This window comes from Pseudomonas schmalbachii, from assembly GCF_017589465.1.
Lineage (GTDB): Bacteria > Pseudomonadota > Gammaproteobacteria > Pseudomonadales > Pseudomonadaceae > Pseudomonas > Pseudomonas schmalbachii.
Window position 1 is genome coordinate 96,047 of sequence record NZ_JAELYA010000001.1, and the last position, 19,754, is coordinate 115,800.

Genomic DNA, 19,754 nt, shown 5'->3' on the forward strand with positions numbered 1-19,754 from the left:
AGGTAGAATCTGGACATTCTTCGGTGATAACTGGACGCATGCCGCCATGCATACCGACGCCGTCAGCCCCGACCTGCGTTTCCTCCTGCTGCCCTTGCCGGGTTTCGCCATGCTTCCCTTCGGCAGCTTCCTCGACAAGCTGCGCTTCGCCGGCGATGAGGAAGACTACAGCCGCCAGCGCTACTGCGCCTGGACCATCCTCGGACAGCAGGCAGGGCACGTGGAGTCCAGCAGTGGCGCCGCCGTGCGCGTCGAGGTCACGCCGGCGGACATCCGCTACCGCGACTACGATTATCTGGTCCTGTTCGGCGGGCGCAGCGCCAGCGCGACCGAGGCGCTGGCACCGACCTATCGCAAACTGCTGCGCGACGCCGCGGCTCAGGGCGTGAAGCTGGTGTCCATCGACAACGCCTGCTTCCTGCTCGCCGCCTGCGGCCTGTTGAGCGGCCACAAGGTGGCGGTGCACTGGCGGCATGAGGTGGAGTTTCGCGCGTCCTACCCACGGATTCCGGTGGTGAGCGAACAGCTCTATTGCATCGACGGCGCGCGTATTTCCTGCGCAGGCGGGCTTGCCGCGATAGATCTGGCGGTGGAATTGCTGGCACGGGCATGCGGGCGGACACGCGCCTTGAAGGGCCTGGCCGACATGCTGGTGGACGAGCCGCGCAGCAGCCTGCACCAACTGAAATCGCGGGAAACTCCGGGCCCCGGCGGGCGCCAGGTCGATCGCGCCATCGCCCTGATGCGCGAGTGGATGGCTTCCGACCGGACCATCGACCAGTTGGCCGGGCAGGTCGATATCTCCCGCCGCCAGTTCGACCGCCTGTTCCGCGCCAGCCATGGCGTGACGGCCAGGGAGTACTGGGCCGAGATGCGCCTGCGCCACGTGGAATGGCGCCTGCTCAACTCCAGCCACAGCCTCGCGCTGATCGCCGACGAGATCGGCGTGGCGGACACCAGCTATCTCGCCAAGCTCGTGCGCAAGCGCTTCGGGATGACGCCGGCGGCGCTGCGCAGGCGCGGCGTGCAGGCCCGGGAAACCTGAGGTAACAAGCCGCCCGTCCAGCCACCGTTATCGCGAGTGAACTCCATCGGCCCGCCTGCTGTCTGTCTCCAGTCGGCCCACCCTGGAACGCGTTCCTGTCTGCAGCAATTCGCCTGGCCGGCCTTATTTCGCGCCCGTTCGCCGGGTTTCGTTCTATCGCCATGTGAAGATTGCCCATGTCCCTATCCCGTCATTTCCCCGCCTGTGTTTCCTCGCTCCAGACCCGCGCGCTCGCTGCCTTCCTGCTAGGCGGCCTGCTGGCGGCCGGTGCCCCGGCGCAGGCCGAGGAGACCGCCAGCAGCGCACGCTGGGTGAGCGATGGCCTGACGACCTATGTGCGCAGCGGCCCGACCGACGGCTACCGCATCGTCGGTACGCTCGCCTCCGGGGAGAAGGTCGAACTGGTGAGCACCCAGGGGGACTACAGCCAGGTGCGTGGCGAGAGCGGCAAGACCGTGTGGATTCCCAGCCGCTATCTGCAGGAGGTGCCCGGCCAGGCCGAGCGCCTGCCGCAACTGGAACGGAAGGTGGCTGAGCTCACCGCCGAACTGGAAGGCATCAACGACAGCTGGAAAACCCGCGTGCAGGGCATGCAGGAGACGCTGGACTCGCGCAAGACGCTGATCGACGAGCTGCAGGCGGCGCGCACGGCGCTGGACGCCGAGCTGACCCAGGCGCGCTCCGAGTTGCGCGAGGTGCAGGCGCAGCTGGGCGACGAGAACAAGCAGGTGCTGATGCGCTACATGATCTACGGCGGCAGCATCGCCGGCGCCGGCCTGTTCGCCGGCCTGATCCTGCCGACCATGCTGCGGGTACGGCGCAAGCGCAACGACCAGTGGATCTGAAGCACCTTTCGCCGCGATGGGCGCAATGCTCATCGCGGGGGAGGGAGTTGGAAACCGGGACTGCCGCGAGCGGCTATGGAGAAGGCCGCAAAGCTATGCGTGCCGCTCTCGCTCTATAGATAAGCCTGCTATGCGCTAAGGCTGAATTGGGTGGCCAATGCATTTCTCGAAAACCTGCTTCATAGGTCCGAGGTTGCAGTTGTAGGCAGCAATGTTGGCGTAAATCCACTCATCTTCCTCAACTCCCCACCAACTGATTTCGAATCCGGCGTTCAGGATGAGGTGTTCAAAAAGAATACGCTGTGTACGCCCGTTGCCCTCACGGAAAGGGTGCACCACATTGAGGTCGGAGTAGGCCTCGGCAACTGCAGCTATCAGCTCCCCGCGGTTCATGCCTTCGAACCAATTGGCCTCAGCCATGGCCTTGAAGATCTTTCCGGCCTCCTTCTCCATGTATTCCGGTTGGCAGAAGCGCGTTGCCTGCTTGGAGATTCCGACAGTCCGCAACTCCCCGGCCCAGTCATAGAGGTCAGAGAACAGGACTCGGTGGATATTCTGAAGGTAAGCCAGGTTGTATGGGGGAGGGCTAAACTCGATTTCTTCAACTGCAATGGCAGAAAGCTGACGCTCAGCTTCGCTCAAAGTTGCATCGTCACGGATGTCGAGTTTGTTACGGAGGACATCAGACCCAGGGTAGCAATAGGAGTCTTGGCCACCTCCGTATTTATCAGACATTACGCCGAGGTTTTACCGAAAGCCTTCAACACATCTTCGCGCGAAGGTAACTCGCGCTCACTGTCTGTGAGAACTGATTTGAAGCCTTCCAGCCGCAGGCTGGCCGCGTAGTTGGACTTGCGCGTCTTGGCTGCGTAGGCCTTCTTGGCTTCAAGGCTGAGAGTTGTCATAGCGTGGACCTCAAGCGCAGTTGGTTGACGAATTATAACGGATACCATTGACGTGGCCTACCAGCCAGGTGGCGAGGCATGGTCGGTATCGGTACGGCGCTGGCCATCGACCCACATCTGCCGCGCGACTGGCGTCTCGGCAAGGACAATGCCCCGCAATTGCCGCCGATCACCTGGAAGAACAAGACCCTGGCCTCGCTGGCGAACATGGCTGTCGTCAAGTTCCAGCTGAGCAAACTCAGCCTGGACAGGGCGCCTGACCCGAAGGTGTCGCCGTTGCGAGCGCTGATCCTGCAACAGCTGGCCAATGCGCTCCGCACCCGCCAGTACCGGCGCAGGATGGGGATCTAGCCTCGGCCAGAAATGCCCCTCCACAACATCTGTAATGTGGAGGGGAATCGCCCGAAGCCGCCCGGACTCAGAACGGCAACGGCAGTTTGGCCGTTCGGCCGCCGTCGACGACGATCACCTGGCCGGTGATGAAGGCCGCTGCGTCGCTGGCCAGGAAGACCACGACACCGCCAACGTCCTGCGGCTCGCCGGTACGCCCGACCGGATGCAGCTTGAGCAGGCCGGCCCGCGCCTGCGCGGGATCGGGCTGGGCGTCGATATAGGCGTGGCTCAGGTCCGAGTTGATCCAGCCGGGGGCGATGGCATTGCAGCGAATGCCGTCGCGCCCCAGATCGACCGCCAGCGCCCGGGTGAAACCGTGCACGCCGGCCTTGGAGCCGCAGTAGGCGGTATGCCAGGGGTTGGCGCCGATGCCTTCGATCGAGCCGATATTGACGATGCTGCCGCCACGCACGCGCAACTGCGGCAGCAGGGCCTTGGCCAGGAAGACCGGGGCGCGCAGGTTGACGGCCATCATCCGGTCCCAGTCGTCCTCGCTCATCTCGTCGAGCGAGCGTTCGAACATGAAGCCGGCATTGTTGACCAGGATATCGACGCCGCCGAACCGCTCCTCGGCCGCCCGCGCGATGACGTAGGGCGCATCGCGTTCGGCGAGGTCGGCTTCGACCCAGGCCACCTGCGGATTGGCACCCAGGCTGTCATCCAGCGGCTGGCGCTGTGCGACCAGCACCCGGGCGCCGGCTTCCAGGAGTTTTTCGGTAATTCCGCGACCGATTCCACGCCCGCCGCCGGTAACGACGGCCACCTTGTTGTTCAGCATCGTCATTCCCCTCAGCCGGAAACCGGTTTGGCGCCGGTGACATCGAGCGTCGCGCCGGCGATGTAGCGCGCCTGGTCGGAGGCCAGGAAGGCGATCACATCGGCGATGTCCTCCGGTTCGGCGATGCGGCCCAGCGGCACCGTCCTGTTCAGTTCCTCGACGGCCTTGTCGGGATCGAGGCCACGGCGCTCGAAACCGGTGCGGATCATCGGCGTGTTGATCTCATGCGGGCAGACGGCATTGACGCGGATACCGAACGGCGCGCAATCCCGGCCGAGGTTCTGCGAGAACGCCGCCACCGCGCCCTTGCTGGTGCAATAGGCGACATGGCCGGGGCCGGGATGGGTGCCCCAGACCGAGGAGGTGTTGACGATGGCGCCGCCGCCACGCTGTTTCATATGGGGAATGGCGGCGCGGCAGAGGAAGAACGCGGCATTCAGGTTGACGTCCATCGCCGTGAACCACATGTCGTCGGTGGTTTCCTCGATGGTCCCGCGCGGAATGATGCCGGCGTTGTTGAGCAGGATGTCGACGCCGCCGAAGCGTTCGACCGCCCGGGCGATGACCGCTTCGCAATACTCCTTCTCCCGCAGATTGCCGGCCAGGCAGTCGGCTTCGGCGCCCAGCTCGCGGGCCTGGTCGACCACCGCCTGACAGCCGTCGGCATTGATGTCCGAGATCATCACGCGCGCACCTTCGGCGGCGAACAGCCGGACCAGTGCCTGACCGACGCCGCCGGCGCCTCCGGTAATCACGACAACCTTGTTCTTGAATCTCATTGTCTTGCTGCCTCCGGGTGGGTTATCCGGGGTCAATGATCGAGAGGCAGGAAACCGCTGACAAACGAGTTTTGCGCGCTCTTCACTTAGCTTTTGATTAAGTGAATAGAAGACCTCCGGCACAGAAACGAGCAGTTAGCCCGCAGGAACCTGTCATTCCCGGTTGCGCTCTGGTTAACTGTTCGATGTGTCCGATTCATCGTGTGCGCCCCATGAGCAACCTCCGGCAGCTACTCCCCCCATTGAATGCCCTGCGCACCTTCGAAGCGGCCGCCCGCCACGGCAGCTTCAAGATGGCGGCGGAGGAACTCTGCGTGACCCAGGCAGCGATCAGCCGCCAGATCCAGACGCTGGAAGACTTCTACGGCCTGAAGCTGTTCCTGCGCGGCAACCGCAAGGTCGAGCTCACCCGCGACGGCCACGCGTTGTACCTGGCTGCCTCTTCCGCCCTGCAGCACATCGCCACGGCTTCCCGCGAACTGCTGCGCCGCAACAGCCTGGATTACCTGGCGCTGATCACCACCACCGCCTTCGCCCAGCTATGGCTGATGCCGAGGCTGAAGCAACTGCGGGCCCAGCATCCTGAACTCCAGTTGCACCTGATCAGCACCGAGGGAAACCCGGACTATCAGGAGAACTTCAGTGCCGCAGTGACCCTCGGGCTGGAGGAACACCCGCACTATCTGGCCGAATACCTCTTCTCCGAAGAGATATTTCCGGTTTGCACGCCCGCTTTTCTCGAACAGCACCCGCAGATCAAGACCCTGGAAGGGCTGATGAGCGTCACGCTGCTGAACCTCAGTGCGAGCCACTGGAAAGCCAGGCTCTGGGTGCCTGTCGATTGGGCGTTCTGGTTCAGGCAGTTCGGTCTCGATGCCTCCAGGTGCAGGGAAACGATGGATTTCAGCCATTTCTCGATGCTGCTGGATGCGGTCCAGGAGGAAGTCGGTGTCGGCCTGGCCTGGCGCCATCTGGTACAGCCGCAGCTGGACTCAGGCAAGCTGGTCAGGCCGACCAGCGAGACCTTTCTTGCCGATGACCGCAAGCATTACTTCGTCTGCCGCCGCGATCTGGCCGGGTCGCCGGAAATGCGGATACTCCGCGATTGGCTGGTGGAGCAGACGCAGGAGTTGCGGGAGCAGCCCTTGTAGAAACGTCAGGCCGGCACCAGCGGATTGATTTCCACGGTGACGTGTACGAGTTCTTCGTGAATGCTCAAGGCCTGACGAACGCGATCGGCGCTCAGGGGCTCCCGGCTGGCCAGGGTCAGGATGCAGGCGTACTTGTCCTTGCCGACCCGCCAGACGTGCAGGTCCGTGATCGCGGCGTCGGGCTGCAACTCCCCGACAACCTCCCGAACTTCCTCCACGACCGGGGCGTCCATTTCCGCATCCAGAAGCACCCGCCCGGTATCCCGCAGCAGGCCTTTGGCCCAGATGGCGACCAGTGCCGCGCCGACCAGCCCCATGACGGGGTCCAGCCAGTTCGCTCCCCAGAACTTCCCGGCGAGCAGGGCGATGATCGCCAGTACCGAGGTGGCGGCATCCGCTATCACATGCAGATAAGCCGATCTGAGGTTCAGGTCATGGTGATGGTCGTGCCCATGCTGATGATGATCGTGGCCGTGATGATGGGAGTGGTCATCGCGCAGTAGCCAGGCGCAAGCGAGATTCACCGCCAGGCCGATAACGGCGATGGAGATGGCTTCGTCGTAGTGGATCTGCCCCGGAGAAAGCAGTCGCTCGGCCGACTGGAACGCCATCAGTCCCGCAATCCCCAGCAACAGCATGGCGCTGGAGTAGCCGCCCAGGATCTCGATTTTCCAGGTGCCGAATGCGAAACGCCGGTCATGGGCAAACCGGCGCGCCGCGGCGTAGGCGAGCAGCGAAAGCCCGAGCGCGAGAACGTGCGAACTCATGTGCCAGCCATCGGCGAGCAGGGCCATGGAGTTGAAGTACCAACCCCCCGAAATCTCCGCGACCATCATCACGGCGGTCAGCCAGACGGCCAGGCGCGTTTTGCTTTCACCATGGGTGTTGCCCTGGTGGAAGTGATGGGAGTGCACCCATTTCTCGTGGTCGTTGGCGGTCATGATCTATCATGCCTCAGATGTTGAGCTCACATACTATACCCCAGTATATATTCGGTAATTGAGGCGAGATGACGCATACCATCAAGAACAAGCGGCAGTTGCTGGCTCGCGTCCGGAGGATCCGGGGACAGGCGACGGCCCTGGAGACCGCCCTGGAGGAGGGGCGGGACTGCCTGGCAATCCTTCAACAGATCGCCGCCGTCAGAGGCGCCGTGAACGGGTTGATGGCGGAAGTGATGGAAGGGCACATCCGCGAGCATCTGGCCGCCGAGGGGCTTACGGCCGAGGAGCGCCTGGAAGAGGTTGACCAGATATCCTCGCTGCTGCGCTCCTATCTGAAATAGACGAGCGGGCATACCCCCGGGAGTATGTCCGTCAGCCGCCACCCGGCGCCCCACGGGTGCCGGCGCGGCGTTTGGTCGCTACAATGCGCGCTTTGCACCGTGCCGAAGCGTCCGCCATGTCCCTACCCAAGCATCACCTCGAACTCCTCAGCCCCGCCCGCGACACCAGCATCGCCCGCGAGGCCATCCTGCATGGGGCCGATGCCGTGTACATCGGCGGTCCGAGCTTCGGGGCGCGGCACAATGCCTGCAACGAGGTGGCGGATATCGCCCAACTGGTGGAATTCGCCCATCGCTACCATGCGCGGGTGTTCACCACCATCAACACCATCCTGCACGACGACGAGCTGGAGCCGGCGCGCAAGCTGATCCACGAGCTGTACGACGCCGGCGTGGATGCGCTGATCATCCAGGACATGGGCGTCCTCGAACTGGATATCCCGCCCATCGAACTGCATGCCAGCACGCAGACCGATATCCGTACCCTCGGCCGGGCGAAGTTCCTTGACCAGGCCGGCTTCTCCCAGCTGGTGCTGGCCCGCGAGCTGAACCTGCAGGAAATCCGCGCCATCGCCGATGCGACCGACGCGGCCATCGAATTCTTCATCCATGGCGCGCTGTGCGTGGCCTTCTCCGGGCAGTGCAACATCTCCCACGCGCAGACCGGCCGCAGCGCCAACCGTGGCGACTGCTCGCAGGCCTGCCGCCTGCCGTACACCCTGAAGGACGATCAGGGCAGGGTGGTGGCCTTCGAGAAGCACCTGCTGTCGATGAAGGACAACAACCAGAGCGCCAACCTGCGCGCCCTGGTGGATGCCGGCGTGCGTTCGTTCAAGATCGAGGGGCGCTACAAGGATGTGGGCTATGTGAAGAACATCACCGCCTACTATCGCCAACTGCTGGACGGAATCCTTCTTGAGCGCCCGGACCTGGCCCGCGCCTCCAGCGGTCGCACCGATCACTTCTTCGTGCCGGACCCGGACAAGACCTTCCACCGCGGCAGCACCGACTACTTCGTCAACGAGCGCAAGGTCGACATCGGCGCGTTCGACTCGCCGACCTTCACCGGTCTGCCGGTGGGCGAAGTGCTCAAGGTCGGCAAGCGCGACTTCATCGCCGTCACCCATGAGCCGCTGAGCAACGGCGATGGCCTCAACGTGCTGGTCAAGCGCGAGGTGGTCGGCTTCCGCGCCAACGTCGCCGAGCTGCAGGAGCAGTTCGAGGAGGAGGGCGAGCCGCGCTGGCGTTACCGCGTGGAGCCGAACGAGATGCCGGCCGGCCTGTACCGCCTGCGTCCGAACCATCCGCTCAGCCGCAACCTCGACCACAACTGGCAGCAGGCGCTGCAGAAGACCTCCGCCGAGCGCCGCATCGGCCTGAGCTGGCAGGCGCGCCTGCGCGAAGAGCGTCTGGAGCTGACCGCCTCCAGCGAGGAGGGCGTAAGCGCCACCGTCGGCCTGGACGGTCCCTTCGGCGCGGCGAACAAACCCGAACAGGCGCTGGAGCAACTGCGCGACCTGCTCGGCCAACTGGGCACCACCATCTACCACGCCGAGGGCGTCGAGCTGGATGCGCCGCAGGCGTTCTTTATCCCCAATTCGCAATTGAAGTCGCTGCGCCGCGAGGCCATCGAGGCGCTCACCGCGGCGCGCGTGGCCGCCCATCCGCGCGGCGGACGCAAGGCGGTCAGCGTGCCGCCACCGGTCTATCCGGAATCGCACCTGTCCTTCCTCTACAACGTCTACAACCAGAAGGCGCGCGACTTCTACCACCGCTATGGCGTGCAACTGATCGACGCGGCCTACGAGGCCCACGAGGAAGCCGGCGAGGTGCCGGTGATGATCACCAAGCACTGCCTGCGTTTCTCCTTCAACCTCTGCCCGAAGCAGGCCAAGGGCGTCACCGGCGTGCGCACCAAGGTCGCACCGATGCAGCTGGTGCATGGCGACGAAGTGCTGACCCTGAAGTTCGACTGCAAGCCGTGCGAGATGCATGTGATCGGCAAGATGAAGGGCCACATCCTCGACCTGCCGCAGCCGGGCAGCGCCGAGAGCGCGGTGAAGCAGATCGTCGGCCAGATCAGCCCGGAAGACCTGGTGAAGACCATCCGCCACCGCCGCTAAGCTCGCGTAGGTTGGCACTGAGCTTGCGAAGCCCAACGTGCCAATGCCGGGCCGATGTTGGGCTTCACTCCACGTAGGTTGGGCTGAGGTACGAAGCCCAACGGTGTGGCTGCCCGGCAAATGTTGGGCTTCGCTGCGCTCAGCGCCAACCTACGGTGTATGCCGCCTCAATCGACTGGAATCACCGGCGGCTTGTTCGCATCCTTGAGCAGGAAGACCAGGAACCTGGCGGGCTTTTCCTGGCTGGCGTTGCGTCCGACCGTGTGGATGTCGTTCGGGCCCTCATGGAAGCTTTGCCCCGGCATCAGGGTGACCTCCTTGCCGCCCTTCACCCCCATGACGATCGAGCCTTCGAGCACATAGATGAAGCCGTGCGCGTCGTGGCGATGGACCGGGTCGGCACCGCCGGGTGGATACTCGACCGTGATCATCAGCACTTCCTTCCCCGGGTACTCGGGGAGCGCCTGGACCATCACGGTCTCGACGACCGGTGGTGGCGCGGCGGTTGGCTTGTCCCCGGCCATGACGCCCCCGCAGCACGACAGGGCCAGCAGGGCGGGCAGATGATGGATTCGCATGTGAGCTCTCCTGTTTCGTGGCCAGCCGGCTAGCGCTTCGCCGCGCCACTCTTGAGCCAGTTGTCGAAATGGATCGCCCCGAGGATCGGATCTGCGCCAGGGGTCAGCGACTGGTCATCGATCCGCGCGCCGAAGTAGGTGGCCTGGTCATCCGCGATCACCTCCCGCCGGTCTCCGTTGAACTCAAGGAACGTCCTGACGAACGAGACGAGCGGCTCCCGGTCAGGCCCGGCGACTTCGGTGATCTGGTTGGTGGGACTGCCCTCGGCGATCTTCGCCAGCGCCGCCGCGACGTCCGCCGAAGCGATCGGCTGCAGTGCGGCCGTGGTCAGGCGCACGGTGTCGCCCTCGGCGCCGGAGTGGGCAATGGCACCGATGAATTCGAAGAACTGCGTGGCCCGCAGGATGGAGTAGGGCACGCCCGCTTCCTCGATCAGCTTCTCCTGGGCCATCTTGGCCCGAAAGTAACCGCTTTCGAGCATCCGCTCGGTGCCCACGACAGAAAGGGCGACGTGGTGCCTGACCCCGGCGGCCTTCTCCGCGGCGAAGATGTTGCGCCCGGATTTCTCGAAGAACTCCAGCGCAGCGGCGTCTTCGAACGACGGCGAGTTCGCCACGTCGACGACCACATCGGCGCCTTCCAGCGCTTCCCGCAGGCCTTCGCCGGTGACGCTGTTGACGCCGGTATTCGGCGAGGCGGCGAGAACTTCGTGTCCCCGTTCGCGCAGGTTGTTGCAGAGCTGGGTGCCGATCAGGCCGGTTCCACCGATTACGACGATCTTCATGTGTGCCTCCCCATGGGTGGGCGCCGCAGGAATTTCCCGCGGCTTGGGACATGCGCCCGGCCGGCTGGCAGGAGCGTGCGGTCGAGCGGGTGGCAGGCGCTACGTCGGGCCGGTAGCCAGCGCTGCTGCGTCGACTGTCACGTTAGGCCGGTACGCTGATCCCGCAAAGGACATTGATCGTTGGATTTCGGCCATGCGGGCGGTCGGGCGGCTGCGCGCCCAGGTCATCCGCGTCTAGGCTGAAGCTGACACGAACAGCCCGGAACAGGTGGTCCCGCCATGTCGCTCGCGCTCTACGGTCATCCCTTCTCTTCGTACACGCAAAAAGTCCTCATCGCGCTGTACGAGAACGCTACGCCGTTCGAATTCCGCTGCCTTGGGCCGGACACACCGCAGCACGCGGCGGACTGGTTGCGGCTGTGGCCGCTGGGCAAGTTCCCGCTGCTGCTCGACGGGCAGCGCAGCGTCGCCGAGTCGAGCGTCATCATCGAGTACCTGCAACTGGCGCACGGTGGCCCCGTGCGCTTGCTGCCCGCCGAACCGATGGTGGCCCTGGACGTACGCTTCCTCGATCGCTTCTTCGACCTCCACGTGATGAGCCCGATGCAGCATGCGGTGGGCGGGGCGCTGACCGGCGACGCGACGAAACGCCAGGACGCCCTCGCGACCGCTGTGGAGAAACTCGAACTCGCCTACGCCTGGCTCGAAGGGCATCTGGCCGGCAGGTCGTGGGCAGCGGGCGAAGACTTCACCCTCGCCGACTGCGCGGCGGCGCCGTCGCTTTTCTACGCCGACTGGACGCACCGCATCTCCGACGCCTACCCGGTGCTCCGGGCCTATCGCACGCGCCTGCTGGCCCACCCCTCGTTCGCCCGGGCCGTCGACGAAGCCCGTCCTTACCGCCCGCTCTTTCCGCTCGGATCGCCCGACCGGGACTGAGTCGGTAGGGCACGGCCGGCGCTTTCGCCAGCAGCCTGGGCCGGATGCGGACCTGACCCTTGGCATTCAAAGACCTGAAACTCATGAAGCTGAACCTTTTCGCCGGCTACACCTACAACCACACGGTCGACAGCAAGGACGACGCGACCCGGGCCATCTACAGCGGCGTCACCCCCAAGCACCTGTTCAAGCTGTGGGCCACCTATCGCCTGCCGGGCGAGCTGGAGAAATGGAAGGTCGGTGCCGGCGTCACCGCGCAGAGCGCCAACTATCGCAGCGGCACGGTCGCCACTTTCGATCCGGCGACCCAGAGCTACACCGGCCCGACCGAGGACTACAAGTTCACCCAGGCCGGCTACGCCATCTGGAATTCCAGCATCGACTACCTCATCGATGAGAACTGGTCGACCACGCTGAACCTCAACAACCTGTTCGACAAACGCTACTACCAGACCGTGGGCACCTCGGCCAACGGCAACTTCTACGGTGAACCCAGGAACTTCGTGCTAACCGTGCGCAGCAAGTTCTGACGCAGGATAGCGGCTCTTGTCGCCTCATGACGAACGCCGCTTCTGGCCGGTTGCAGACTGTCGTGAGCGGCTGCAACCGACCCATTGCTGCCGTTCAAAGAATGGTGGACAAAAGAGCGTTGTCCACCCTACGCCACTCCAACCATCTGCGTAGGGTGGAAAACTGCGAAGCATTTTCAACCAGGAGGTTTCCAGGCTACCTCGCTGAATCGGCCCTGATTCTCTAGACACACCTAAAGGGCGGCTTCTGGCCGCTCTCTGCCGGTCGTGACGGGCAGAAGTCGACCCGAATCGGACATGCGCAGGCGTCATGCATCCCTGAGTATCTGAGCCGTTCAGGGTGAGATCGCTTACTCGTAGATCTTGCCGCAGTACAGAAATACAGCGAACTGCTGCCAAGGATTGGACGGCGTAAGCCCTTGGCTCAGGCCGAAGTCGCTATCTTCCGCCCATGAGATAGCTCCATCCAGAAAGGCTTCTATCGTGGTGTTTTCCCAGCCATTGCCAGTGGCCTTGTCCGCCGCGAGTGCCCGAGCAAATCTCAGAAAGGTCGCGGAATCGTTGACCTCGTCCAATTGTTCATGAAGCTCCACATTGTTCTCCGCAAGTTGAGCAGGGGCCGCGCGTCATTCGCGGTGGGTTAGTTTCTCTCAACCAGAGCCCGATGTCCGCTATTGGCCGAAAGCGGACATTGGTCAACGCCGATGCAATCAATGGTCAGTTTCGTTGCAATTGGCTGCTCAAGAGCCTGATTAGCCAGCTTGCAGCTGTTCCTGCGTTGCAATGCAGCACGGCCGACGATCAATAGATCGTAGGCAGGTTCTTAGCGCTTCACGCAGACAAACAGTGCATTCCCGGACTGGCCGCCCCAGGGAGTGATCCGTTCGTAGTCATGCTCGAAGACGTGCACCTCGAAGTGCGGCTGCAACAGCTGCTGCAGCTCGGTGAAGCTCAGGGCGACCATCGCGTGTTCGTCCTGCCAGGCCTGGGTCACCCCCGCCGTGGTCTTCTCGATGCTGAGGCGCAGCGCCTGCCGCTCGCCCTCGCCGCTGTAGTGCCAGCCGGAACCGAAGGTGAAGTGGCTGCCCTCGTGCTCCACGGTATGGCGCACAAATGAGCGGTTGTCGATCTGCCGCTTGTCCACCGTGTTGAAGCAGAACACGCCGTCATCCTCAAGCGCGCCGTGCACGCTGGCCAGGCACGCCCGCAGTTGCTCCAGCCCGGCGTTGTAGTGGATCGAGTAGAGGAAGCAGGTGATCAGATCAACCGGCTCGCCCACTCGGAAGTCCGCCATGTCCTGTCGACTGAACTGTGCCTCGGGGCAGCGCAGCTGGGCGATATCCAGCATCGGCTGATTGATGTCCAGGCCGGCACTGCGGTAGCCGAAGTCGAGGAAATGGCGCACGTGCGGCCCGGTGCCACAGGCGAGATCCAGGTGCCTGCGCCCCTGATTGCCGAATAGCTGGTGCAGCCGGTGCACGCTGTGGCTCTGCGCCCGGTAGTCGATGTCGGCGCACATCAGGTCGTAGTAGATGGACAGGTCGGTGTACAGCGCGTTGGAGGACATAGGCAGCCAGAGGGTTCGACGGAGGTTTCGGCGCAGCATGGTACCTCACCCCCGAGCGCTCCCCGCCAAAGAGGTCCGGATATGCGTATTGGAGGCGTGGATCAGCGCATAGTCCAATGCGCTATCCAGCGCCTCCAGGAGTGCCATTGTCAGCCCGACACAGCCTCGATGCCCGGATGCGCATAGGGCGGTAGGACCGGCGCCGGCAGGATGTCGCGCCCGTCCAGCGAATGGACCGTCAGCCCGGCAGAGAGCGGGAAGTGCAGGCTGTGGGTGAGCAGTCCGGTGCGCTCGCTGGCGGGCAGGTGACAAAGCGCCAGGGCCGTCTCGGCCAGGTACTCCACCCGCTCGGTCGGGTAGTCGTCCGGGATGTAGCGGGCGGCACCCGGTGTGAGGATCGCGGTGCTTGGCGCAACCAGATTGACCGCGATGTCGTCGGCTTCCAGTTCGGCCGCCGGTCCCTGGGTAAAGCGCGCCAGTGCCGCCTTGGCCGCGGCGTAGACGCTGATGCCGCCTGCCCGCGCGAAGTCGTCGTAGGGCTTGAGCGGTGGAAGGGCAGTGACCGAGCCGAGGTTGACTATCCAGCCGGCGCCGCGCTGGCGCATCAGCGGTATCGAGGCCTTGCACAGCGCAAAGGGAATGCGCAGGTAGTGGTCCAGCGTGCGTTCGTATACCTCCAGTGGCATGTCTTCTACGCGGCTGTAGTCCGCCACTCCGGCATTGTTCACCAGGATATCCAGTCCGCCGGCTACCTGCGCGGCGCGGGCCGGCAGGGCATCGCGCTCGGCCGCGTTGCACAGGTCCGCCGCGAGCGGGATCGCACGGCCGCCGGCCTGCTCGATCAGGGCCACGGTTTCGGCCAGGGTCCCGCTCATGTTCGCCGAGTGCTCCAGGCTGCGCGCCGCGACCACCACGGTGGCGCCTTCGGCGGCAAGACGCTGGGCGATGGCACGGCCGATGCCGCGACTGGCACCGGTCACCAGTGCGACCTTGCCGGCAAGCTTGGGGGTACGGGGATGGTGCATGGTTCATCTCCTCTGGGTTGGATGAACCGATTGTGCGAATGCCGGCCTCCAGCGGCCGGCATCCGCTCACTCAGGCAGCGCTACCGGATCGCTCGATTGGCGTTTCGGTAGTGGCTTGGCGGATGGCCCGTCAGCCGAACCATGGCGCGACGCATCGCGGCAGCGTTGCTGAACCCCAGGTGCCCGGCCACCCGTTCGATGGGCCACTCGGTGCTCTGCAGGTAATGCTTCGCCGCTTCCAGCAGGCAGGCTTCACGCAGGCTGCGATAGCTGCTGCCTTCGGCGTGAAGTCGCCGGCGCAGCGTGGCCACGCTGATGGACAGGGCGGCGCTGAGCTCCCGTTGGGTCGGCAGGGGCGCCTGCCGTGCGAGGGAGGCATCGATGAAGCTGCGTACCTGCTGCGCCAGCGGCACGTTCGAGGCCGGTTCGCCAGAGGCCAGGCGGAACGGGAAGTCCACCAGGAAGGCTTCCAGCTCCGCCGGCCGGCGGCGCACCGGGCGCTGCAGCAGTTCGGCGTCGAAAACGAAACCATAGGCCTGCTGGCCGACCTCCACTGGGCAGTCGAACAGGCTGAGGAAGGGGATGGCGTCTTCGCGGTTCGGATGGCCGAGGAAGTTCCGCTGCGGGCGTATGGGTTCGCGGATCAGCCAGGCGAACAGGCGCTGGTAGAACAGCAGCCCGGTGACATCGACCAGGCAGGCCGCCGGGCTGTGCCGCCGACGCAGCGAGTCCATGCGAAACACAGCGGCATTCCCGTCCATGGAAAGGCTCAGCGCCCCGGCGCGCGGGTGCAGCATCGCGCAGAAGTCGGCGGCACAGTGGATGGCGTCGGCCAGCATCCGGCAACTCAGCACGCAACGGCAGAGCAGGTCCGCCTCGCGCTTGCTCATCGGCGCATGGCCGTCGCCCTGCGCGACCTGGGCTTCCAGATGTTCGATGGCCGAACGATACAGGGCGGCGAATGCCCCGGCCGACAGGTGCCCGGCCGCGTCGGCCATTGCTGCGTTGTCAGCCCCGCTGCGGCGCAATTCATCCAGCAGGCGGGTGCCGAGGCCGGTGGTGGGTGCAGGTTCGGAGCGATGGGGCATACGAGTCAGCCTGAGCGGTTCGGTGATGCTTGGTGATCGATCGGGTAGCGGTCCGGTCGGACACGAGCATGCAGGATAGCCATCGAATTTGGCAAAGGTCCTGATCGATGATTCACCTTCTTGACGAACTCACTCTCGATGCGGGCGACGTGAAACACGTCCTGGCGCTGCTCGACGAAGAATTGCTGCCGGGCCGTGCGGAACCGGTTCCTCAACTCGTGAACCGCTGGGTTTCGCCACCGGTGGTGGTGCCCGGTGTGGCCACCACGCTCTGGCTGCTCTGGCAGGTGCCCGATGTCATGGCGTATTACCGGATGCGCGGCAACCCCGGCTCGACGCCGGAAGTCTGGCCAAAGGTCGACCGCTTCTGCAGTAGCCGCCGGCGCCACATCCTGACTGACGCCGGGACAATGCTGCCGATGCCGGGAGAGGTCGCTCATGCAGTCTGAAGTCGCACAGGTCTATCTCTCGGCGGATGCCGACATGCCTACCTTCGAACTGGCCCTGGAGCGCTGGCGCCAGGCCCATCCGGGTGCCTTCGCCGGTCGCAATCTGCCCGGTTGCTGGGGCGCGGGGGACTTCAGCATCGAACTGCGCGGGCACGACGCAGCCAGTCTGCAAGCGTTGCCGGGGATAGAGGGGGTGGACCGGCTCAGCCATGTCCGCATAGGTGGCGGCGAGCGCGCACCGGGCCTATCCGGAGGTGTCCTGCGCACGCTGCTGCTGCGGGTACGGGCGGACGTTCCGGCAGGTCAGGTGGAAGCGCTGGAGCGCGAACTGCTGGCGATGCCCGACTACATGGCGGGCATCCGCAACTGGCAACTCTGCCGCGTCACTTCCGCCAGCGACTGGACTCATGTCTGGCAGCAGGAGTTCGCCGAGGTGGGCGATCTGCACGGCGAATACCTGCTGCATCCCTATCACTGGGGCTGGGTCGACCGCCGGTTCGATCCGGCCTTCCCGGAGTGGACGGTCGAGGCCATCTGCCATGCGTACTGCCCGCTGCCGGAAAGCATCCTGACCGCGGCGCAATAAGTGAATGCCGCATAGACGGCAATCGAACAATGGAGAAATGAAGATGCGTGCAGTGGTAATGGAACGCCTCGGAGGCACCGAGGTTCTGCAACTGGCCGACCTGGAATGCCCCCGGCCCGGACCGGGTGAAGTGCTTGTGCGAGTGGCCTGCGCCGGGGTCAATCCGGCCGACTGGAAATGCCGGGAGGGCTACCTGGGCGCCTTCTTCGAATACCGCTTCCCCTTCGTTCTGGGGTTCGACCTGTCCGGGACGGTCAGCGCGGTGGGCGAGGGCGTGCACGATCTGCCGGTGGGGACGCGGGTGTTCGCGCAGAGCGATGTCGGCGCCGGGAAGTGGGGCTCCTATGCCGAGTACGCCTGCGTTTCGCGCACATCCGTCGTGGAGATGCCGGCCAACCTCGACTTCGCCGCCGCTGCGGCCGTCCCCACGCCGGCCCTGGCGGCCTGGGCCGGATTGTTCGACGAGGGCGGACTGCAACCCGGGATGAAGGTGCTGGTCCACGGCGGCGGCAGCGCGGTCGGAGGCTTCGCCGTTCAACTCGCCCGCTGGGCCGGAGCGACCGTCGCCACCACCTGCGGCCCGGACAACCTGGCGTGTGTGCGTGATCTGGGTGCCGAGCTGGCTATCGACTATCGCAGCGAGGACATCGCGTCGGCATTGCGCCGCTGGGCGCCCGAAGGGGTCGACCTGGTGCTCGACTGCATCGGCTCCGGCAGCCTGCCCGACGCGCTCGGCCTGTTGCGCCAGGGCGGCATCCTGGTCGCGATTCTCACCCTGGTGCCGGACGATGCAGGGCCGAACCATCTCGAAGCTGCGCAGAACGGCCTGCGTACGGCAGTCGCCTACAGCCGTATGCCCAGCGGCGCGACCCTGGGGAAAATCGCCGAGCTGCTGGCGTCCGGAGATTTGCGCCCACCACGCCTGGAAGTGTTGCCGCTGGCCGAAGTCGCGACGGCCCATGAACGCCTGCAGCAGGGCAGGGCGCGCAGCAAGCAGGTTTTGCAGGTTGCCGAGTGAACTGATGTGTGGTCTGGGTCTGCCCCGGCTCCCTCTGTAGCCGGTGGCCAGCCAGGCCGTAGTAGCAACCGGCTGCACATAGCCAAAGCCATTGGAAACTAGTCCCTGGAAAACAGAATGCGTACCCCGCGCCGACCGAGCGCCAGGGCCAGACCGGCGGGGTCGTCCACGCGGCCGAGGCGGGTGTACGAGTAGGGTGAGTCGAACGTCAGGTAGAAGACGACCAGCGTGTCCGACCCATACAGCATGAGATCGCCATTGCGGATCGTTCCCGGCCGGCTGGCATTCGTGGGCAGCGTTTTGGGCAGGTCGCCGTGCTTTTCGTTGCCGTTGAGTTCGGCCATGTCCAGTGTCAGCGGCAGCAGCGTGGCGAATGCGCGTGCAGCGGCGTTGTCGGCCAGGGTGATGGCGAAACGGTGTTCGCCGACGGTCATCCACATGCGTGATTCCTCCGGTTTTACAGATGCCGTGCCGGGCAAGTCCGACGTGGCGTGCTGGCCGGCTTCGCCACAACCCAGCACGAGCAGGCCGACCAGCAGACTCAGGCCGCGCAAGGTTCGTAAGCCCCGAGTTCGGCGGCTGCTCATGGGCATCGCTTTTCTCCTTGCTCCACGTGTGGCGCTGGCGAGCGTGAGGCCAGGAAGGTCAGCACGGCGGCGAGCAGCAGCACGGCCGCGCTCACCGCGAAGGTGCTCCGGTAGCCGCTGCCATCGAACAGCAGGCCGCCAAGGGTGGAGCCCAGGGCGATGGACAACTGGATCACCGCCACCATCATCCCGCCGCCGGCTTCGGCGTTCCCGGGCATGGCCTGGGCGATCCAGCTCCACCAACCCACCGGGGCCGCGGTGGCCACCAGGCCCCAAAGGCCCAGCAGTACCGCGACGGCCGCGGTCCAGGCGCCGAAGGGAATCAGCGCCAGGGCGATCGCCGCCATCAGCAGCGGAAGGGTGATCAGCGTTCGGTAGAGGCCCTTCTCCAGGAGCGTGCCGATCAGCAAAGTGCCGATGAAGCCGGCCACCCCGATGACCAGCAGGATGAGCGAGAGCGTGGAAATGCCGACATGCGTCACCGTTTCGAGGAAGGGCCGCACGTAGGTAAACAGGGCGAACTGCCCCATGAAGAAAGCCCCGCAGGCGGCCATGCCCAGCGCCACGGACCGACTCCCGAACAGCTTGAGCACATTGCCGGAGCCCGGCGAACGATCATCGGCCGTCATCGACGGAAGACTGGCCCACTGCCAGGCGAACGCGATCGCCGCCACCGGCACCAGGCAGAAGAAGGCGCCGCGCCAGCCAATGACCGAACCCAGATAGCTGCCCAGCGGCGCAGCCACCACGGTGGCCAGCGCGTTGCCGCCGTTGAAGATCACCAGGGCCCGTGGCACCTGGTGGGCAGGCACCAGCCGGATGGCCGTCGCTGCCGACATGGACCAGAAGCCGCCGATGACCACGCCGATGAGGGCGCGGCCGATCATGTAGGCCAGGTAGTTCGACGCCAGTGCGACCACGGCGCCGGACAGGGCCATCACCCCGGTCAGTGCCAGCAGCAGCGTCTTGCGGTTCATGCTGCCGGCGAGCGCGGAGATCGACAGGCTGGTCAGGACCGCAAATGCGCCGGAGATTGCGATGCCTTGCCCCGCCATCCCTTCGGTGACCTGCAGGTCCGCAGCCATCGGTGTCAGCAGGCTGACCGGCATGAATTCGGACGCGATCAGCGCGAAGACGCATAGCGACATGGCAAAGACGCCGCTCCAGCAGGCGGGTTGCGTCTCGTGAAGGGCGCGGGATTTCATGGATCTCTTCATGCGATGGATGCTCCCGCAGGAAGAGGCTCATGACTACCTAATCAATGCTTAACGAGGCTATAAGAGCTGCTAATCAATCAG

At 64.9% G+C, this 19,754-nt stretch carries 23 protein-coding genes and 1 pseudogene; 11 read left to right on the plus strand and 13 right to left on the minus strand.

All coding sequences use genetic code 11. The features are described from left to right. Positions 1–46: 46 nt before the first annotated feature. On the plus strand, positions 47–1,045 hold the full coding sequence (locus JFY56_RS00445; RefSeq protein WP_208311523.1) for a GlxA family transcriptional regulator: 999 nt from the start codon (positions 47–49) through the stop codon (positions 1,043–1,045). Positions 1,046–1,221: 176 nt separating this feature from the next. Further along, positions 1,222–1,890 (plus strand): TIGR04211 family SH3 domain-containing protein, encoded by a 669-nt coding sequence (locus tag JFY56_RS00450; protein ID WP_208311524.1) that lies wholly within the window; start codon positions 1,222–1,224, stop codon positions 1,888–1,890. Positions 1,891–2,025: 135 nt separating this feature from the next. Here JFY56_RS00450 and JFY56_RS00455 read toward each other — a convergent pair whose 3' ends face one another. Together JFY56_RS00455 and JFY56_RS00460 are read right to left on the minus strand one after the other, a co-directional pair. Further along, positions 2,026–2,625 (minus strand): putative adenosine monophosphate-protein transferase Fic, encoded by a 600-nt coding sequence (locus JFY56_RS00455; RefSeq protein WP_208311525.1) that lies wholly within the window; start codon positions 2,623–2,625, stop codon positions 2,026–2,028. Further along, entirely contained in the window at positions 2,625–2,795 is a 171-nt protein-coding gene (locus JFY56_RS00460) for a YhfG family protein (protein WP_208311526.1), read from the minus strand. The genes JFY56_RS00455 and JFY56_RS00460 overlap by 1 nt, the downstream gene beginning before the upstream one ends. Positions 2,796–2,873: 78 nt before the next feature. On the opposite strand from JFY56_RS00460, the pseudogene JFY56_RS00465 reads away from it, so the two are divergent. Further along, positions 2,874–3,146 (plus strand): annotated as a pseudogene (locus JFY56_RS00465) (2,4-dienoyl-CoA reductase); the annotation flags it as partial. A gap of 67 nt (positions 3,147–3,213) precedes the next feature. Here JFY56_RS00465 and JFY56_RS00470 read toward each other — a convergent pair. Both JFY56_RS00470 and JFY56_RS00475 read right to left on the minus strand, forming a co-directional pair. Next, positions 3,214–3,966, minus strand: a complete 753-nt coding sequence (locus tag JFY56_RS00470) for an SDR family NAD(P)-dependent oxidoreductase (protein ID WP_208311527.1) — start codon at positions 3,964–3,966, stop codon at positions 3,214–3,216. A gap of 11 nt (positions 3,967–3,977) precedes the next feature. After that, positions 3,978–4,745 carry an SDR family NAD(P)-dependent oxidoreductase gene (locus JFY56_RS00475; protein ID WP_208311528.1) on the minus strand — a complete coding sequence of 256 codons (768 nt, stop codon included), beginning with the start codon at positions 4,743–4,745 and terminating at the stop codon, positions 3,978–3,980. 212 nt (positions 4,746–4,957) lie between these two features. Here JFY56_RS00475 and JFY56_RS00480 point away from each other — a divergent pair, with 212 nt between their 5' ends. Next, positions 4,958–5,896 carry a LysR substrate-binding domain-containing protein gene (locus JFY56_RS00480; RefSeq protein WP_208311529.1) on the plus strand — a complete coding sequence of 313 codons (939 nt, stop codon included), beginning with the start codon at positions 4,958–4,960 and terminating at the stop codon, positions 5,894–5,896. Positions 5,897–5,901: 5 nt separating this feature from the next. Here the strand turns inward: JFY56_RS00480 and dmeF are convergent, their stop codons facing one another. Further along, positions 5,902–6,837: a CDF family Co(II)/Ni(II) efflux transporter DmeF gene (dmeF, locus tag JFY56_RS00485; RefSeq protein ID WP_208311530.1), complete on the minus strand. Its 936-nt coding sequence runs from the start codon at positions 6,835–6,837 to the stop codon at positions 5,902–5,904. Positions 6,838–6,905: 68 nt separating this feature from the next. Here dmeF and JFY56_RS00490 point away from each other — a divergent pair, with 68 nt between their 5' ends. Together JFY56_RS00490 and JFY56_RS00495 are read left to right on the plus strand one after the other, a co-directional pair. After that, positions 6,906–7,181 (plus strand): metal/formaldehyde-sensitive transcriptional repressor, encoded by a 276-nt coding sequence (locus tag JFY56_RS00490; protein ID WP_208311531.1) that lies wholly within the window; start codon positions 6,906–6,908, stop codon positions 7,179–7,181. Positions 7,182–7,297: 116 nt separating this feature from the next. After that, entirely contained in the window at positions 7,298–9,304 is a 2,007-nt protein-coding gene (locus tag JFY56_RS00495) for a peptidase U32 family protein (protein WP_208311532.1), read from the plus strand. 167 nt (positions 9,305–9,471) lie between these two features. Here JFY56_RS00495 and JFY56_RS00500 read toward each other — a convergent pair whose 3' ends face one another. Further along, on the minus strand, positions 9,472–9,882 hold the full coding sequence (locus tag JFY56_RS00500; protein ID WP_208311533.1) for a cupin domain-containing protein: 411 nt from the start codon (positions 9,880–9,882) through the stop codon (positions 9,472–9,474). Positions 9,883–9,911: 29 nt separating this feature from the next. Beyond that, positions 9,912–10,667 carry an SDR family oxidoreductase gene (locus JFY56_RS00505; RefSeq protein ID WP_208311534.1) on the minus strand — a complete coding sequence of 252 codons (756 nt, stop codon included), beginning with the start codon at positions 10,665–10,667 and terminating at the stop codon, positions 9,912–9,914. Between the two features lie 279 nt (positions 10,668–10,946). Between JFY56_RS00505 and JFY56_RS00510 the strand changes: the two genes are divergently transcribed. Both JFY56_RS00510 and JFY56_RS00515 read left to right on the plus strand, forming a co-directional pair. Next, positions 10,947–11,606 carry a glutathione S-transferase family protein gene (locus JFY56_RS00510; RefSeq protein WP_208311535.1) on the plus strand — a complete coding sequence of 220 codons (660 nt, stop codon included), beginning with the start codon at positions 10,947–10,949 and terminating at the stop codon, positions 11,604–11,606. Positions 11,607–11,689: 83 nt separating this feature from the next. Continuing rightward, positions 11,690–12,136 carry a TonB-dependent receptor domain-containing protein gene (locus JFY56_RS00515; RefSeq protein WP_208311536.1) on the plus strand — a complete coding sequence of 149 codons (447 nt, stop codon included), beginning with the start codon at positions 11,690–11,692 and terminating at the stop codon, positions 12,134–12,136. A 350-nt stretch (positions 12,137–12,486) separates the two neighbouring features. Here JFY56_RS00515 and JFY56_RS00520 read toward each other — a convergent pair whose 3' ends face one another. From JFY56_RS00520 to JFY56_RS00535, 4 genes are all read right to left on the minus strand, one after another. Further along, the gene (locus tag JFY56_RS00520; protein WP_208311537.1) at positions 12,487–12,729 is read right to left on the minus strand and encodes a DUF7660 family protein; all 243 of its coding nucleotides are present in this window, start codon (positions 12,727–12,729) and stop codon (positions 12,487–12,489) included. A 230-nt stretch (positions 12,730–12,959) separates the two neighbouring features. After that, positions 12,960–13,703, minus strand: coding sequence for a class I SAM-dependent DNA methyltransferase (locus JFY56_RS00525; RefSeq protein ID WP_208311538.1), 744 nt, complete (start codon positions 13,701–13,703; stop codon positions 12,960–12,962). A 149-nt stretch (positions 13,704–13,852) separates the two neighbouring features. Next, positions 13,853–14,728, minus strand: coding sequence for an SDR family NAD(P)-dependent oxidoreductase (locus JFY56_RS00530; RefSeq protein ID WP_208311539.1), 876 nt, complete (start codon positions 14,726–14,728; stop codon positions 13,853–13,855). A gap of 80 nt (positions 14,729–14,808) precedes the next feature. After that, entirely contained in the window at positions 14,809–15,816 is a 1,008-nt protein-coding gene (locus JFY56_RS00535; protein ID WP_208311540.1) for an AraC family transcriptional regulator, read from the minus strand. Positions 15,817–15,923: 107 nt separating this feature from the next. Between JFY56_RS00535 and JFY56_RS00540 the strand changes: the two genes are divergently transcribed. Genes JFY56_RS00540 through JFY56_RS00550 form a run of 3 tightly spaced genes read left to right on the plus strand, consistent with a single transcriptional unit; the run spans position 15,924 to position 17,869 of the window. Further along, positions 15,924–16,265: a hypothetical protein gene (locus JFY56_RS00540; RefSeq protein ID WP_208311541.1), complete on the plus strand. Its 342-nt coding sequence runs from the start codon at positions 15,924–15,926 to the stop codon at positions 16,263–16,265. Beyond that, entirely contained in the window at positions 16,255–16,851 is a 597-nt protein-coding gene (locus JFY56_RS00545; protein ID WP_208311542.1) for a Dabb family protein, read from the plus strand. Before JFY56_RS00540 ends, JFY56_RS00545 begins: the two co-directional genes overlap by 11 nt. A gap of 43 nt (positions 16,852–16,894) precedes the next feature. Beyond that, positions 16,895–17,869, plus strand: a complete 975-nt coding sequence (locus tag JFY56_RS00550; protein ID WP_208311543.1) for an NADP-dependent oxidoreductase — start codon at positions 16,895–16,897, stop codon at positions 17,867–17,869. Between the two features lie 98 nt (positions 17,870–17,967). On the opposite strand, the gene JFY56_RS00555 is transcribed toward JFY56_RS00550, so the two are convergent. After that, positions 17,968–18,462 (minus strand): cyclophilin-like fold protein, encoded by a 495-nt coding sequence (locus JFY56_RS00555; protein ID WP_236032375.1) that lies wholly within the window; start codon positions 18,460–18,462, stop codon positions 17,968–17,970. Then, complete coding sequence (locus JFY56_RS00560) at positions 18,453–19,661, minus strand: MFS transporter (RefSeq protein WP_236032376.1); 1,209 nt, start codon at positions 19,659–19,661, stop codon at positions 18,453–18,455. Before JFY56_RS00560 ends, JFY56_RS00555 begins: the two co-directional genes overlap by 10 nt. Positions 19,662–19,754: the final 93 nt, after the last annotated feature.

Excerpts from the sequence above, each read along its gene's own strand:
- dmeF (WP_208311530.1), bottom strand. The coding sequence starts at position 6,837 with ATGACCGCCAACGACCACGAGAAATGGGTGCACTCCCATCACTTCCAC.
- JFY56_RS00555 (WP_236032375.1), bottom strand. The coding sequence starts at position 18,462 with ATGCCCATGAGCAGCCGCCGAACTCGGGGCTTACGAACCTTGCGCGGC.
- JFY56_RS00510 (WP_208311535.1), top strand. The coding sequence starts at position 10,947 with ATGTCGCTCGCGCTCTACGGTCATCCCTTCTCTTCGTACACGCAAAAA.
- JFY56_RS00505 (WP_208311534.1), bottom strand. The coding sequence starts at position 10,667 with ATGAAGATCGTCGTAATCGGTGGAACCGGCCTGATCGGCACCCAGCTC.
- JFY56_RS00560 (WP_236032376.1), bottom strand. The coding sequence starts at position 19,661 with ATGAAATCCCGCGCCCTTCACGAGACGCAACCCGCCTGCTGGAGCGGC.
- JFY56_RS00535 (WP_208311540.1), bottom strand. The coding sequence starts at position 15,816 with ATGCCCCATCGCTCCGAACCTGCACCCACCACCGGCCTCGGCACCCGC.
- JFY56_RS00455 (WP_208311525.1), bottom strand. The coding sequence starts at position 2,625 with ATGTCTGATAAATACGGAGGTGGCCAAGACTCCTATTGCTACCCTGGG.
- JFY56_RS00540 (WP_208311541.1), top strand. The coding sequence starts at position 15,924 with ATGATTCACCTTCTTGACGAACTCACTCTCGATGCGGGCGACGTGAAA.
- JFY56_RS00545 (WP_208311542.1), top strand. The coding sequence starts at position 16,255 with ATGCAGTCTGAAGTCGCACAGGTCTATCTCTCGGCGGATGCCGACATG.
- JFY56_RS00445 (WP_208311523.1), top strand. The coding sequence starts at position 47 with ATGCATACCGACGCCGTCAGCCCCGACCTGCGTTTCCTCCTGCTGCCC.
- JFY56_RS00490 (WP_208311531.1), top strand. The coding sequence starts at position 6,906 with ATGACGCATACCATCAAGAACAAGCGGCAGTTGCTGGCTCGCGTCCGG.
- JFY56_RS00450 (WP_208311524.1), top strand. The coding sequence starts at position 1,222 with ATGTCCCTATCCCGTCATTTCCCCGCCTGTGTTTCCTCGCTCCAGACC.
- JFY56_RS00550 (WP_208311543.1), top strand. The coding sequence starts at position 16,895 with ATGCGTGCAGTGGTAATGGAACGCCTCGGAGGCACCGAGGTTCTGCAA.
- JFY56_RS00460 (WP_208311526.1), bottom strand. The coding sequence starts at position 2,795 with ATGACAACTCTCAGCCTTGAAGCCAAGAAGGCCTACGCAGCCAAGACG.
- JFY56_RS00530 (WP_208311539.1), bottom strand. The coding sequence starts at position 14,728 with ATGCACCATCCCCGTACCCCCAAGCTTGCCGGCAAGGTCGCACTGGTG.
- JFY56_RS00475 (WP_208311528.1), bottom strand. The coding sequence starts at position 4,745 with ATGAGATTCAAGAACAAGGTTGTCGTGATTACCGGAGGCGCCGGCGGC.
- JFY56_RS00495 (WP_208311532.1), top strand. The coding sequence starts at position 7,298 with ATGTCCCTACCCAAGCATCACCTCGAACTCCTCAGCCCCGCCCGCGAC.
- JFY56_RS00515 (WP_208311536.1), top strand. The coding sequence starts at position 11,690 with ATGAAGCTGAACCTTTTCGCCGGCTACACCTACAACCACACGGTCGAC.
- JFY56_RS00480 (WP_208311529.1), top strand. The coding sequence starts at position 4,958 with ATGAGCAACCTCCGGCAGCTACTCCCCCCATTGAATGCCCTGCGCACC.
- JFY56_RS00470 (WP_208311527.1), bottom strand. The coding sequence starts at position 3,966 with ATGCTGAACAACAAGGTGGCCGTCGTTACCGGCGGCGGGCGTGGAATC.
- JFY56_RS00500 (WP_208311533.1), bottom strand. The coding sequence starts at position 9,882 with ATGCGAATCCATCATCTGCCCGCCCTGCTGGCCCTGTCGTGCTGCGGG.
- JFY56_RS00525 (WP_208311538.1), bottom strand. The coding sequence starts at position 13,703 with ATGTCCTCCAACGCGCTGTACACCGACCTGTCCATCTACTACGACCTG.